Below are 13108 nucleotides of genomic sequence, written 5' to 3'. Positions count from 1 at the left end.
CGGGATTCATCCCGCCTCTTCCAACACCAGTCACCGCGCCGGGTAGACCTGGCCGGATGAACCCGGCCATATACCCGCGCGATTGCCGGCACCGGCAGTTGATCGCTTCAATTATCGGCCGTAAACGGATTGCGAATCACCAGTTCCCCGAGCACACGGCCGTCCTGCATGTCCTCGGACAGCAACTGTTCGGCGCCGGCACGATGGGCGGCTTCGACAATCATCGCGTCCCAGAACGAAAAGCTTTCATGTCGGGTCAGCGAAATGGCATCCATCACCAGATCGGTGGTGGCAGCAACCACGCTGAGACGGGACAGATCACGCACTGCCCGTTCGGCGACATCCGTCGGCACGGGTCGCGCCAGTTTTCGGGTAACGGCGACGTAGAATTCCTGCAACACCTGCGTGCTGACCACCAGTTCGAGGTCACGCTGTTGCCGTTGGACAATATCCCGGGCTATCCGGCTTTTCTCGGGCGCGTCGCGATCGAACAGATAAACGAACACGTTGGTATCGACAAAGACACGCACCGCTAACGCTCGTGCAACTCATCCCGCTGCCAGCACTGCCCGCCGCTGCCCGCGTCACTCGCGCGTGCAAGCGCCAGCAGGTCGGCCATGGCCTCACGCTGTGTGTTGCCGCGTCCGGAGTAGGCTTCGAGGTATTCCCTCAGCAACGCGTTCACCGAGCGGCCTTCCGCCATGGCACGCACACGGGCCTGCTGCAGGGTTTCTGCATCGATGGTAATGGTGAGATTCGTCATAACGAGCAACCTCGTGTAACACGAAATCAGTGTAGCACGGGCAGAATCCAATTCCGGCGATGCTTGCGGGACAGCCCTCCGCTTGTAGGGCGGGATTTATCCCGCCCCTTCCATCGCCAGCCAAGGCACCAGAATGGCCCGGCCGGATGAATCCGGCGCTACTATATAGCCGGACGTTCCCATCCATCCGCACCAGACCGTAGGGTGCAATTCATTGCGCCTGGCGACCGACCAGGCCATTGGCATCAAATCCAACCGGCCGAATGAATTCGGCCCCACGTTCGGCTATCGAGCCGCCTGCATCGCCTGCCCCATCGCGGCCACGGCCTGTTCCAGGCCCATGAAGACCGCGTCGGCAACAATGGCATGGCCGATGTTGAGCTCCACCAGTTCCGGGATGGCGGCAATCGGCGCCACATTATCGAGATTCAGCCCGTGACCGCCGTGCACTTCCAGACCGGCCGCAGCCGCCGCGGTGGCGGCCTCTCGCAATCGCGTCAGTTCCGCCTCGCGGGCGCTGGCGTCGCCGGCATCGGCATAGGCGCCGGTATGCAGCTCCACTGCCGGAGCCCCGGCCACCACCGCGGCCTCGATCTGCGCAGGGTCCGGATCGATGAACAGCGACGCCCGGATGCCCGCGGCGGCCAGACGCCGGCAGGCCTCGGCCACCGACGCCGGCTGGCCGGCCACGTCGAGGCCACCCTCGGTGGTCAGCTCCTCGCGCTTTTCCGGCACCAGGCAGGCATGCGGGGGGCGCAGGCGTTCGGCAATGGCCAGCATCGAGTTGGTCACCGCCATTTCCAGATTGAGCACCACACCCGGCAGATTCACCAGCGCCTCGACGTCGGCGTCCTGGATGTGCCGACGATCCTCGCGCAGATGCACGGTAATGCCCTGCGCGCCGCCGGCCAGCGCCGCCCGGGCGGCGCGGACGATATCCGGATAGGCCGTGCCCCGCGCCTGACGCAGCGTGGCCACATGATCGATGTTCACACCCAGACGGATACTCATGACGGATTCAGGACTCCTCGGATTGAAATCGGCGCAATGACTGGAGCGTTCGCGACGTCAGCAGCGGCCGGCCGCCCAGATGGGGCGCCAGGGCAGCCGCTAGCAGACGCCGCAGCGCAGGTGCGACGGCCGGATCGTCGACTTCGCCACGATCCAGCGCCAACAGCTCGGCACCCCCGACCGCCACATCATCGGACTGCTTGTCACCCTGGTCGACTCGCAGACCGGCACGCGGATTGAACAGGTACGACCCGGCCGGCGAAACCGCTTCGCCCGTGGCCGATTCCGCGGTCAAAGGAAGGGCATAGCCGAGATCGGCCAGCAGATCGCGCTCGAACAGTCGCAACGCGGGCCCGGGATCGACCGCGCCGGCCAGGGTTTCCAGCAATGCGGCGAAACGATCGAAAAGTGCCACATGGGCATCGTCGCGCGCGAGCACTCGCAGCACCAGCTCGCAGGCATAGAATCCCGCGTAAAGGCCATCGCCTTTCCATGCCAGCCTGCCGCCGGCCTCGGTGCCGGCCAGGGTATGCAACTCACCGCGGCCGCGCCAGGACAGACGCAGGGGTTGCATGGGTTCCAGCAGACCGCGCCCGCGGGCCCGTGGCGAACGGGCGCCCCGGGCCACAAGGCCGATGCGGCCATAGCCCCGGGTAAATGCGTCGATCAGGAGGGAGGTATCGCGATACGGACGCCGGTGCAGGATGAAGGCGGGTTCCAGATCAACGCGCATGGCACCGGAATACGGTCAATGGCCGAAGCCGCGCACGGCTGCCTCGTCGTCCGGCCAGTGTTCGCGCACCTTCACCCATAGCGACAGATGCAGTCGCCGGTCCAGCCGCTTGGCCAGTTCCAGCCTTGCCCGCCGCCCCACTTCCTTGAGCGTGGCGCCGCCGCTGCCAATGACGATAGCCTTCTGGCTGTCGCGCGCTACCCAGATGACGGCGCCGATACGCAGCAGGCCGTCCACCTCCTCCCAGGCATCCACGTTCACCGCCAGCGAATACGGCAGCTCCTGGTGCAGCAACAGGGTGAGCTTTTCGCGCACCGTCTCGGCCACCATGAACCGCAGGTCGCGATCGCTGAGCTGATCATCATCGAATAGGAACTCACCGGCCGGCATGAAACGCGCGATCTCCTCGACCAGCGGTTCGAGATTGTCCTCGCGCCGGGCCGACAGCGGCACCACGAAGGCGAAATCATGCTCGCGGCCGACCGACTCGATGAACGGCAGCAACGCCTCGCGCGGCGTCACGCGGTCCACCTTGTTGACGATCAGCCCCACCGGCACTCCGCCGCTGGCCGCCACCGAGAGCGCCTGGGCATCCTCGTCGCGCCAGCGGCCGGCCTCGACCACCAGTAGCGCCAGGTCCACGCCGGCCACGCTGCCAGCGGCGGTTTCGTTCATCACCCGATTGAGCGCGTGGCCACCGCCCCGGTGCAGCCCGGGGGTATCCACCAGACCGATCTGGGTGTCATCGCGGGTGAGCAAACCCACGATCCGGTGCCGGGTGGTCTGGGCCTTGTGGGTGACGATGCTGACCTTCTCGCCGACCAGGGCGTTGATCAGGGTGGACTTGCCCACATTGGGCCGGCCCAGGATCACCGCGAGGCCGCTGCGGCGGGGGTTATCACTCATGACCGGATTCCAGTTGTGTGAGCATCGCGCGGGCGGCGGCCTGCTCCGCCCGGCGGCGGCCGCTGCCCTCACCGTCCGCGGTCTGCGGGGCGTCGGCCAGGCTGCAGCGGGCCACGAAGTGGCGCTCGTGGTCGACGCCGGAGGTCGACACGATTTCGTAGCGGGGCAGTTCCCGGCCCCGGCCCTGGAGGTATTCCTGCAGCCGGGTCTTGGCATCCTTGAGACTGTCCGCCGAGGGCAGGTCGGTCAGGCGATCGGCGAACAGCCGCCGCACCAGACTAGCCGCAGCCTCGAAGCCGGCATCCTGAAATACGGCGCCGATCACCGCCTCCAGGGCGTCCGCCTGGACCGAGGCCCGCCGGGCACCGCCCGAGCGACGTTCGCCCTGCCCCATCTGCAGGCATGGGCCGAGCTCCAGCTCGGTCGCCACCTCGGCCAGCGTACGCTCGCGTACCAGACTGGCCCGCAGCCGCGACAGGTCACCCTCGGGCGCATGCGGCCGGGCCTCGAACAGCGCGTGGGCAATCACCATGTTGAGTACCGAGTCCCCGAGGAATTCCAGCCGCTCGTTGTCACCGCCGCCGGCGCTGCGGTGCGTCAGCGCCACGTTCAGAAGATCGGCGTTGGCGAACTCGTGGCCCAGACGCCGGCTCAGGGCCGCACGCTGATGGTCGGCCTGTTCGCTCAAGAGCCGGGTGCCGGCAGGAACGCCGTCTCCCGGAAATCGAACAGCAGCGAAACATCGCCGAACAGCGGCTCTTCCCGTTCGTAGGCGATCGTGAGTTCACGGCCGTTTTCCACCCGCTTCACCCGCACGTCACTGCCCTTGAGGTTGTCGACATAGCCGGAGTCGAAACGCCGCTGGATGCGGCTCTGGATTTCATAGGCCGACGCGTCGCGCAGCTCGGGCTGACCCGCCGCCCAGGCCAGGGTGGACTGGATCTCGTAGTTGTTCACGTAGATCGGCACGCACTTGATGCCCACCAGGATAATCATGCCCAAGGTGCCCAGCACATAGAGCCAGCCCCAGATGGTCATGCCGGCCTGCCGCGTCGGCGAGTTAATCGGAGCGGCCGTCAATGGATCAGGCTTCCCAGCCGGTCGAACCGCACGCGGAAGGGGTCGAACGACACGCTCATCCAGATCATGAAAGCGCGCCCGACCAGCATGCGTTCGGGCACGAAGCCCCACACACGGGAATCCGAACTGTGGTCGCGATTGTCACCCATCACGAAATAATGGCCTGCCGGCACCTCGTAGCGCAACGCGGGCAGTTCGCGGCCACGGGTGTTGAGCAGATTGTGGGTGTGCTCGCCCAGGGTTTCCCGGAACTCCACCGCGGATTGCAGCGGCGAGATGCCCGGGCCGCTGTACTCGCCCAGCCGCTCCATCGCGACTTCCTCGCCGTTGATGAACAGCATCTTGTCGCGGTAGAGGATGTCGTCCCCCGGCAGGCCCACCACGCGCTTGATGAAGTCCTTGCTGGGATCCTCGGGCCAGCGGAACACGATCACGTCGCCCCGCTCGGGCTCTCCGAAATCGACGAACTCGGTGTGCAGGCCCGGCAGGCGCAGTCCGTAGCCAAACTTGTTGACCACGATGAAGTCGCCCTCCAGCAGCGTCGGCACCATGGAGGACGAGGGAATCCGGAACGGTTCCACCACGAACGATCGCAGAATCAGGACTGCCAATATCACCGGGAAGAAGGAGCGCGAAAACTCCACCACCATGCCGGCGCCGGAATTCTCGGCCCGGCGTTTCGCCAGCCACCAGCGGTCAAGCGCCCAGACGATTCCGGTCACCACGGTGGCCAGTAACAGGCCCACCTCGAAATCAAAATGCAGGTCGTTCATCGAGGAACCTCTGATTCATGCATGCGCGGATCACGTTTGTGTCCCAAAAGCTTCGAATGCAAGGCGCCCGGCGCCGCGCCGTGGTAGGCCCCACGGTCAAGCCGGGCAACGCCGCAGTCGACGCTTTTGGGCCAAACCCCTTCGGGGCCGGGCCTTTGCGCGCCCCTGGACGGCGTCATTCGTCGTTCATTTGCAATCAGCAAACCTCTCTCCTCATTCCTTGCCAGGAACGCGCAAAGACACCGGCGTGACCGTGCAGGCATGAATCAGAGGTTCCCTACCGCTCCCGTGCAGGGTTGCCCTAGTCCCGATCGCCGGTGGAAAGCACCGCCAGGAAGGCTTCCTGCGGAATCTCCACGCTGCCGAGCTGTTTCATGCGTTTCTTGCCCGCCTTCTGCTTTTCCAGCAGCTTGCGCTTGCGGGTGATGTCGCCGCCGTAGCACTTGGCGGTCACGTTCTTGCGCATGGCCTTGACCGTCGACCGCGCGATGATGCGGGTGCCGATGGTGGCCTGGATGGCCACGTCGAACATCTGCCGGGGCACGATGCCCTTGAGCTTGTCCACCAGCGCCTTGCCGCGTTCGTAGCTGCGATCGCGATGGACGATGTGGGCGAGTGCGTCCACCGCTTCGCCGTTGATCATCACATCCAGGCGCACCAGGTCGGCCGCCTGGAAGCGGGCGAAGTCGTACTCGAACGAGGCAAAACCCCGCGACACCGATTTCAGCCGGTCGAAGAAATCCAGCACCACTTCGGACAGCGGCAGTTCGAAGTTCATCGACACCGACTTGCCCAGGTACTGCATGTCCTTCTGCACCCCGCGCTTTTCCATGCATAGCTGCAGCACCGGTCCGATGAACTCCTGCGGCATCAGGATGTTGGCCCGGATGATCGGTTCACGGATTTCCGCGATCTTGCCCACCTCCGGCAGCGATGTGGGGTTGCTCACCGACAAGGTTTCACCGGCATTGGTGAACACTTCGTAGATCACGGTGGGCGCGGTGGTGATCAGTTCCAGCCCGTATTCGCGCTCCAGCCGCTCCTGCACGATCTCCATGTGCAGCATGCCCAGGAACCCGATACGGAAACCGAAACCCAGCGCCGCCGAGGTCTCCGGCTCGTAGTTGAGGGAGGAATCGTTCAGCCGCAGTTTGGCCAGGGCATCGCGGAAGTCCTCGTAGTCATCGGTCGACACCGTGTAGACCCCGGCGAATACCCGCGGCTGGATCTGACGAAATCCCGGCAGGCGTTTGTCGCAGGGGGCGTGGGCGTGGGTGAGCGTGTCGCCCACCGGCGCGCCGTCGATGTCCTTGATGCCGGCTATCACATAGCCGACCTCTCCCACTTCCAGCGATTTTCGCGGGGTCTTGCGGGGGGTGAAGATGCCGACCTCGTCCACCTCGTATTCGCGGGCGGTGGCCATCACCTTGATGCGGTCCTTGGCATGCAGCCGGCCGTTGACGATGCGCACCAGTGACACCACGCCGAGGTAGTTGTCGAACCAGGAATCGACAATCAGCGCCTGCAGCGGTTCGTCCGGGGAGCCGCCGGGCGGCGGAATGCGGCGGATGATGGCTTCCAGCACCTCGGTCACGCCGATGCCGGACTTGGCCGACACCAGCAGACGGTCGGTGGCCTCCAGGCCGATCACGTCCTCGATCTCCTGGGCCACCCGGTCCGGATCGGCTGCCGGCAGGTCGATCTTGTTGAGCACCGGCACCACTTCGAGATCCTGCTCGATCGCGGTGTAGGTGTTGGCCACGCTCTGGGCTTCCACCCCCTGGGAGGCATCCACCACCAGCAGCGCGCCCTCGCAGGCCGCCAGCGACCGCGACACCTCGTAGGAGAAATCCACGTGGCCCGGCGTGTCGATGAAGTTCAGCTTGTAGGTGTGACCATCGGCCGCGTGATAGTCGAGCGTCACCGCCTGGGCCTTGATGGTGATGCCGCGTTCACGCTCCAGATCCATGGAGTCGAGCACCTGCTCGGCCATCTCGCGTTCGGTCAGGCCCTCGCAGGCGCGGATGAACCGATCCGCCAGCGTGGACTTGCCGTGATCGATGTGGGCGATGATCGAGAAATTGCGTATACGGGATTGCATCGGGTGGGCGCAGGCCCCCTGTTGAAACCGCGGGATTCAAAGGCGCGCAGTATACGCGACCGGCCACCCGACCCGTCCGCGGATCAGGCAAAAAGTTCTCAGCCTCGTGGACAGCCCTATTCAGGCGTCAGCGGCAGGTAGAGCGCCGCGCCGCCGCGCAGCACGCGCAGCGCCACCGGGCCGTCGGTATCGGCCAGACGCTGGCGCAGATCCGACACGCTGGTAATGCGCCGTGCGCCCACCGCCACGATCACGTCCCCGGCCTGCAGGCCGGCCCGCTTGCCCGGTCCGTTGCCGGTGACCTCTTCCACGCGCACGCCACCGCTTACGCCGAGTTCGGCGATTTCCGGATCACGCAGGTTGCGCAGCGTCAGACCCAGCTCCTCGGGCACCGCTTCTTCGGCGGACGAATCCGCGCCGGCGACGGTCTCGTCGTTCAGCTCGCCCACGGTGACATCCAGCATCTGCTGCTCACCTTCGCGCAGAATGATGGCAGTGACCTCGCGGCCGGGCGGTACTAGGCCGACCAGCGGCGGCAGCCGCGCGGCGGTGCTTACCGGCTTGCCGTCGAATTCGAGCACCACATCCCCGGCCTCGAATCCGGCCTTCTCGGCAGGCGAGCCGGGCAGTATCTGCGAGATCAGCGCCCCTTCCGGCCGGGCCATGCCGAAGGATTCGGCCAGCGCCAGGTCGACTTCCTGAATCTGCACCCCCAGCCAGCCACGGCGGACCTTGCCGTGCTCGCGCAGCTGGTCGGCCACGTCCATGGCCACGTCGATGGGAATGGCGAAGGACACGCCCTGGAAGCCGCCGTTGCGGCTATAGATCTGGGCATTGATGCCCACCACTTCGCCGTCCAGATTGAACAGCGGACCGCCGGAATTGCCCGGATTGATGGCCACATCGCTCTGGATGAACGGCACGTACTGATCATCGACCAGGCTGCGCTGCTTGGCCGAGACGATGCCCGCGGTCACCGAGGTCTCGAAGCCGAACGGCGAGCCGATGGCGGCAACCCAGCTGCCCACCTGGAGATCCTCGACCGCGCCGATGTTCACGGCGGGCAGGTCCTCGGCATCGACCTTGAGCAGGGCGATGTCGCTGTACTCGTCGCTGCCCACCACGCGGGCCACCATCTGACGCCGGTCGGTGAGCTTGACCAGGATGCTGCCGCGCGAATCCACCACGTGGCGGTTGGTGAGGATGTAGCCGTCTTCGGAAATGATGAAGCCGGACCCCAGCGCCGGGCGGTCGGGCTGGCGCTTGGGCGGTCCGTTGCCGAAGAAGCGGTCGAACCATTCCGGCACCGGACCGCTGCCATCGCCCTCATCCTCGTCGTTGTCCCGACGGGCGGGCCGGGTTTCAGGGGCGGTGCTGATATTGACCACGGACGGCGCGGCGTCGCGCGCCAGGCCGGTGAAGTCCGGCAGCCCGGACGAATCCTGACCGCAGCCGGCGAGTGCGACAACCACGGCCGCCAGATACAAACCTCGATACCGTTGTCGCATAAGTCGCCAGCTGGGTTGCATGAAGAATGGTCCCGACCATAGCGCAAGCCGCCGGGCGGCGGCCAACGCATCGGGCAATGACGTACCTGAGTCGCTTACGCCGGCCGGGCGCCTGCAGATGCCGCCCTCATTCGGATGCGGCGGCGTCGGTATCCCGGCGGATGTTGTTGCCGATCATTTCCGCGGTGATGTGAGGCACTTCGCCTACCACCGTAATCTGGAACCCGTCCACTTCCCGGCCGAAGGCGTTGACCGCCCCCATCGTGGTTTCCCCGGAAAACGCCTTGCGTTCGGCCAGCGGCGCGATGAAGGCGGACACGGTGGCCACGCCATCGGTGAACAGCATCTGACGGGCCATCAGGTTGTTATCCACCTGCCGGACGCCACTCTCTGCCAGGCTGAATCCCGGGGGCAGATCGTCAATACGCCAGGCCGGCGGCGGCTCGGCGTCGTCGCCATTCCCGCCGGGCTTGGCGCTGTGCATGGGTTGGTGTCGCACCCAGCGGAAGCCGTCGGTATCGAAGGTCGGCTGCAGTTCGGAATCGGCGATGTCGGCGGCGAAATCGATGTCGGTGAACATCAGCTGCTCGAGCACCTCGTCGCCCTGCAGCAGATCCAGCTTGAGCGGGAGATCGGTCTTGGCATCGATCAGCAGCCGGTACCCGTAGCGATAGTCGTCACGTGGCTCGATCGCGATCGCCCGGCACTGGCGATCCGCCAGGCGGCGCTCGCCCAGATCGCGCACGGTGTAATTGTCCTGCAGCGTATCCGCCGACATGTCGGCCACGTTGGACAACAGGCTCTGCATCGCATGCTTGGCCACCAGCACCACGCGCTTCTCGGGCAGGATGCAGTTGACCTCGCCGTTGTGGCGGATGATCTCGCGCGGCTCGCCGGTCAGGGAAATCAGACGCTCGCGCTCGCTGCCCTCACGATGGCGATGGACCACCCGCAGGGTGTCCATCTTGCCGTTGCGCAGGTAGACGAGCGTGCCCCGGTAGTCGGTGGTCCGGACAGCCTTGGATGCTCGGGTCAGCCAGGTGCTGTCCGCGTAAACAATGCCCGCGACCAGCAGCAGTACCAGCGGGAGAAGTCGCGTCACCGGCCCTCGCTCTGTCCGTAGGTGGCTACACGCAGGAAGCTGGGCGTGGCGCTGGACAGCCCGTAGCCGCGTGAAACGCCGTTGTGTTCGATCAGGTAGCCGTGCAGCTGATCGGCCACGGCCGGGTCGGACACCGACCAGTGATCGGCATCGCGCTCGCGGCGATTGTCGCGGGGTTCATTCGCCGCCACCTGGGTGACGTCGGCAACCGGGTTGGATTCGGTCACGTCGGCGCTCATCACGGGCGCGGCGACGTTGGGGATATCCACGTTGGTCACGGGCTGGCTGATCAGGACCGCCACCGCGGCCACGGAGGCCGCTGCCGCCAGCCCTGCGGCCGATCGCCAGGTGCGGCGTCGGCGCGAGCGCATGGGCACAACCTTGCCGGCCGGCGCGGTGGCATCGCTGTCGATCGCGGCGGCCACCCGATCGGCAAAGCCGGGGTCCAGCGGCGGCACGTCCCGCTCGCTGCGCAGCGCACTGCGCAGCCACAGCTGCCGTTGCCAGGCCGCCCGCTGCGCCGGATCACGCATCAGCGCCTCAGCAACGTCCGCAGCCTCGCGGTCGTCGCACTCGCCGTCCAGATAGGCCGAAACTTTCTCGTTGATCATGTGCTATCCCTCGTCCAGTTGCCGCAACTGCTCATCAATTGCCGCTCTGGCCCTGAATATTCGTGACCGCACTGTGCCCACCGGGCATTCCATGGTCTCGGCGATCTCTTCATACGACATGCCGTCAAGCTCGCGCAGCATGATCGCGGTGCGCAGGTCGTCCGGCAAGGCCCGGATGGCGGCGATCACTGTATCGCGAATCTCTTCGCTCTCCAGCAACGCGTCGGGCGTGTCCTGCTCGGAAAACCGATCGGTATGACCATAGGCTTCCGCATCCGCCACGTCGATGTCCTGGGCCGCCGGTCGTCGTGACCGGGCCACCAGATAGTTCTTCGCGGTATTGATGGAGATGCGGTAAAGCCATGTATAGAAAGCACTGTTGCCCTTGAAACCCGCCAGCGCCCGATAAGCCTTGATGAACGCTTCCTGGGCCACGTCGGGGGCATCGGCCGGGTTGACGTAGCGCGACACCAACTTCACGACCTTGTGCTGATACTTGCGTACCAGCAGGTCGAATGCCCGGTTATCGCCGGCACGCGCTCGCTCGACCAGTTGCTCGTCAGTCGCCTGTTCGCCCATCTGGGCCTGAATCCCCGTGTGAAGACCGGATTGCGACGGCCCGTCGGGCTACTGCGGCCCGTCGCTTTGCCGATCTTGCGCCACGAGGCGCCAGCAAAGTTGTAGACCAGTCCCGTCCGGATAAGTTCGCCGCGATACTGTGTATAGTGCATGTCGATGCCGTCGCGGTGATTCCATCGACGACTGCCGTGTCCGCGTTGCACCCGGTGCCGACGCCGGCATCCCGGCGGTGACCCGGCACCATAGTTTAGCGTCGACAAGCCTTCCCGTCATGCCAAACGATTCCACAACCTTCTTCGATTGCCTGGTGATCGGCAGCGGCGCTGCCGGTCTGACCCTCGCCCTGCGCCTGTCCGAGGCCGGACGGCGCGTAGCCGTGCTGTCGAAATCCCGTCTGTCCGAGGGCAGCACGCTGTACGCCCAGGGCGGCATTTCCGCGGTACTGGACGACCGCGACTCGGTGGAATCCCATGTCGCCGATACGCTGACGGCCGGAGCGGGCCTGTGCGACGAGCAGGCGGTACGCTTCACGGTGGAACGCGGCCGCCAGTCGATTGAGTGGCTGATTGCGCTGGGCGTGGGTTTCACGCCCGCGGAGGACGACACCGGCTACGCCTACCACCTGGCCCGGGAGGGTGGCCACAGCCACCGGCGCATCATCCACGCCGCCGATGCCACCGGCCGGGCAGTGGAAACCACCCTCGAGGCACTGGCCCGGACGTCGGACGCCATCACCGTGTTCGAGCACCATGTGGCCGTCGAACTGATCCGCGACGAAGGCGGCGCCCGCTGCCTGGGTGCCCACGTGCTGGATACGGTCAGCGGCAATGTGCACACCCTGGCCGCGCGGGACACCGTCCTGGCCTGCGGCGGCGCCAATCTGGCCTATCTGTATTCCAGCAATCCGCACGCCGCCAGTGGCGACGGCATTGCCATGGCCTGGCGCGCCGGCTGCCGGGTGGCAAACATGGAGTTCATGCAGTTCCACCCCACCTGCCTGTTCCATCCGCAGGCCCGGTCGTTCCTGATCAGCGAGGCCCTGCGCGGCGAAGGCGCTCGCCTGCTGCGTCCGGACGGGCACGCCTTCATGACCGATCACCATGAACTGGCCGAACTGGCGCCGCGCGATATCGTGGCCCGGGCGATCGACGCGGAGATGAAGCGGCTGGGTGCCGATCATGTCTGGCTGGATATCAGCCACCGCGACGCCGATTTCATCCGCAGCCATTTTCCAGCCATCCACGAACGCTGCCTGGAACTGGGTCTGGACATGACGCGGGAACCGCTGCCGGTAGTGCCCGCCGCCCATTACACCTGCGGCGGCGTGGTCACCGATCTCGCCGGCCGTACCGACCTGCCCGGCCTCTACGCCATCGGCGAGACCGCCTGCACCGGGTTGCACGGCGCCAACCGGCTGGCCTCCAACTCGCTGCTGGAATGCATCGTGTTCGCCACCGCCGCCGCGGATCACATGCTTGCCGAGCCCGGCGAAACGATCCCCCCGCAGGCCCTGCCCGCCTGGGACGAATCTCGGGTCACGGATTCCGATGAAGAAGTTGTGGTCGCCCACAACTGGCATGAACTGCGCCGCTTCATGTGGGATTATGTCGGCATCGTGCGCACCAACAAGCGGCTGGAGCGCGCCCGCCACCGGGTGGAACTGCTACGAGCGGAGATTCACGAGTACTACGGCAGTTTCCGCATCACGGCGGACCTGATTGAACTGCGCAACCTCGCCCTGGTGGCAGACCTGATCGTGCAGTCCGCCCAGCAGCGCCGTGAGAGTCGCGGGCTGCACGCCAACCTGGATTATCCCGACCGCCTGCCCCAGGCCGCGCCCACCGTGCTGGTGCCGCCGCCGCGGCCCGACCCGGTGCAGGCTGCCGCGCGCTGACTATCGCAATGTTCGTGACCGACAACCGGTTGCCGTGTAGGGCCGCA

At 65.9% G+C, this 13108-nt stretch carries 14 protein-coding genes; 1 reads left to right on the top strand and 13 read right to left on the bottom strand.

What is annotated here, in order from left to right:
• Positions 1 to 107: 107 nt before the first annotated feature.
• From RM531_RS00140 to rpoE, 13 genes are all read right to left on the bottom strand, one after another.
• Positions 108 to 530, bottom strand: coding sequence for a PIN domain-containing protein (locus tag RM531_RS00140; RefSeq protein ID WP_311656364.1), 423 nt, complete (start codon positions 528 to 530; stop codon positions 108 to 110).
• 2 nt (positions 531 to 532) lie between these two features.
• A complete protein-coding gene (locus RM531_RS00135) occupies positions 533 to 763 on the bottom strand; it encodes a hypothetical protein (protein WP_311656362.1) in 231 nt (76 codons plus the stop codon).
• Positions 764 to 1048: 285 nt separating this feature from the next.
• On the bottom strand, positions 1049 to 1774 hold the full coding sequence (gene pdxJ / locus RM531_RS00130) for a pyridoxine 5'-phosphate synthase (protein ID WP_311656360.1): 726 nt from the start codon (positions 1772 to 1774) through the stop codon (positions 1049 to 1051).
• A gap of 7 nt (positions 1775 to 1781) precedes the next feature.
• Positions 1782 to 2507, bottom strand: coding sequence for a DNA repair protein RecO (gene recO, locus RM531_RS00125; protein WP_311656359.1), 726 nt, complete (start codon positions 2505 to 2507; stop codon positions 1782 to 1784).
• Positions 2508 to 2522: 15 nt separating this feature from the next.
• On the bottom strand, positions 2523 to 3413 hold the full coding sequence (era, locus tag RM531_RS00120; protein ID WP_311656357.1) for a GTPase Era: 891 nt from the start codon (positions 3411 to 3413) through the stop codon (positions 2523 to 2525).
• The gene (gene rnc / locus RM531_RS00115) at positions 3406 to 4101 is read right to left on the bottom strand and encodes a ribonuclease III (RefSeq protein WP_311656355.1); all 696 of its coding nucleotides are present in this window, start codon (positions 4099 to 4101) and stop codon (positions 3406 to 3408) included. Before rnc ends, era begins: the two co-directional genes overlap by 8 nt.
• Complete coding sequence (locus RM531_RS00110; RefSeq protein ID WP_311656354.1) at positions 4098 to 4451, bottom strand: DUF4845 domain-containing protein; 354 nt, start codon at positions 4449 to 4451, stop codon at positions 4098 to 4100. Before RM531_RS00110 ends, rnc begins: the two co-directional genes overlap by 4 nt.
• A 38-nt stretch (positions 4452 to 4489) precedes the next feature.
• On the bottom strand, positions 4490 to 5266 hold the full coding sequence (gene lepB / locus RM531_RS00105; RefSeq protein ID WP_311656352.1) for a signal peptidase I: 777 nt from the start codon (positions 5264 to 5266) through the stop codon (positions 4490 to 4492).
• A gap of 301 nt (positions 5267 to 5567) precedes the next feature.
• Entirely contained in the window at positions 5568 to 7367 is a 1800-nt protein-coding gene (gene lepA, locus RM531_RS00100; protein WP_311656351.1) for a translation elongation factor 4, read from the bottom strand.
• A 116-nt stretch (positions 7368 to 7483) separates the two neighbouring features.
• The gene (locus tag RM531_RS00095; RefSeq protein WP_311656350.1) at positions 7484 to 8839 is read right to left on the bottom strand and encodes a DegQ family serine endoprotease; all 1356 of its coding nucleotides are present in this window, start codon (positions 8837 to 8839) and stop codon (positions 7484 to 7486) included.
• 163 nt (positions 8840 to 9002) lie between these two features.
• Positions 9003 to 9977 carry a MucB/RseB C-terminal domain-containing protein gene (locus tag RM531_RS00090; RefSeq protein WP_311656348.1) on the bottom strand — a complete coding sequence of 325 codons (975 nt, stop codon included), beginning with the start codon at positions 9975 to 9977 and terminating at the stop codon, positions 9003 to 9005.
• The gene (locus RM531_RS00085; RefSeq protein ID WP_311656347.1) at positions 9974 to 10588 is read right to left on the bottom strand and encodes a sigma-E factor negative regulatory protein; all 615 of its coding nucleotides are present in this window, start codon (positions 10586 to 10588) and stop codon (positions 9974 to 9976) included. The genes RM531_RS00090 and RM531_RS00085 overlap by 4 nt, the downstream gene beginning before the upstream one ends.
• Positions 10589 to 10591: 3 nt before the next feature.
• Positions 10592 to 11167: an RNA polymerase sigma factor RpoE gene (gene rpoE, locus RM531_RS00080; protein ID WP_311656345.1), complete on the bottom strand. Its 576-nt coding sequence runs from the start codon at positions 11165 to 11167 to the stop codon at positions 10592 to 10594.
• Between the two features lie 271 nt (positions 11168 to 11438).
• Between rpoE and nadB the strand changes: the two genes are divergently transcribed.
• A complete protein-coding gene (nadB, locus tag RM531_RS00075; RefSeq protein ID WP_311656344.1) occupies positions 11439 to 13061 on the top strand; it encodes an L-aspartate oxidase in 1623 nt (540 codons plus the stop codon).
• The last annotated feature ends 47 nt before the right edge of the window (positions 13062 to 13108 follow it).

Source organism: Spectribacter acetivorans (assembly GCF_031846305.1).
Taxonomy (GTDB): Bacteria; Pseudomonadota; Gammaproteobacteria; order Nevskiales; family Salinisphaeraceae; genus Spectribacter; species Spectribacter acetivorans.
Note: the sequence above shows the minus strand (reverse complement) of the source record. Positions and strands in the feature narration are given on the sequence as shown.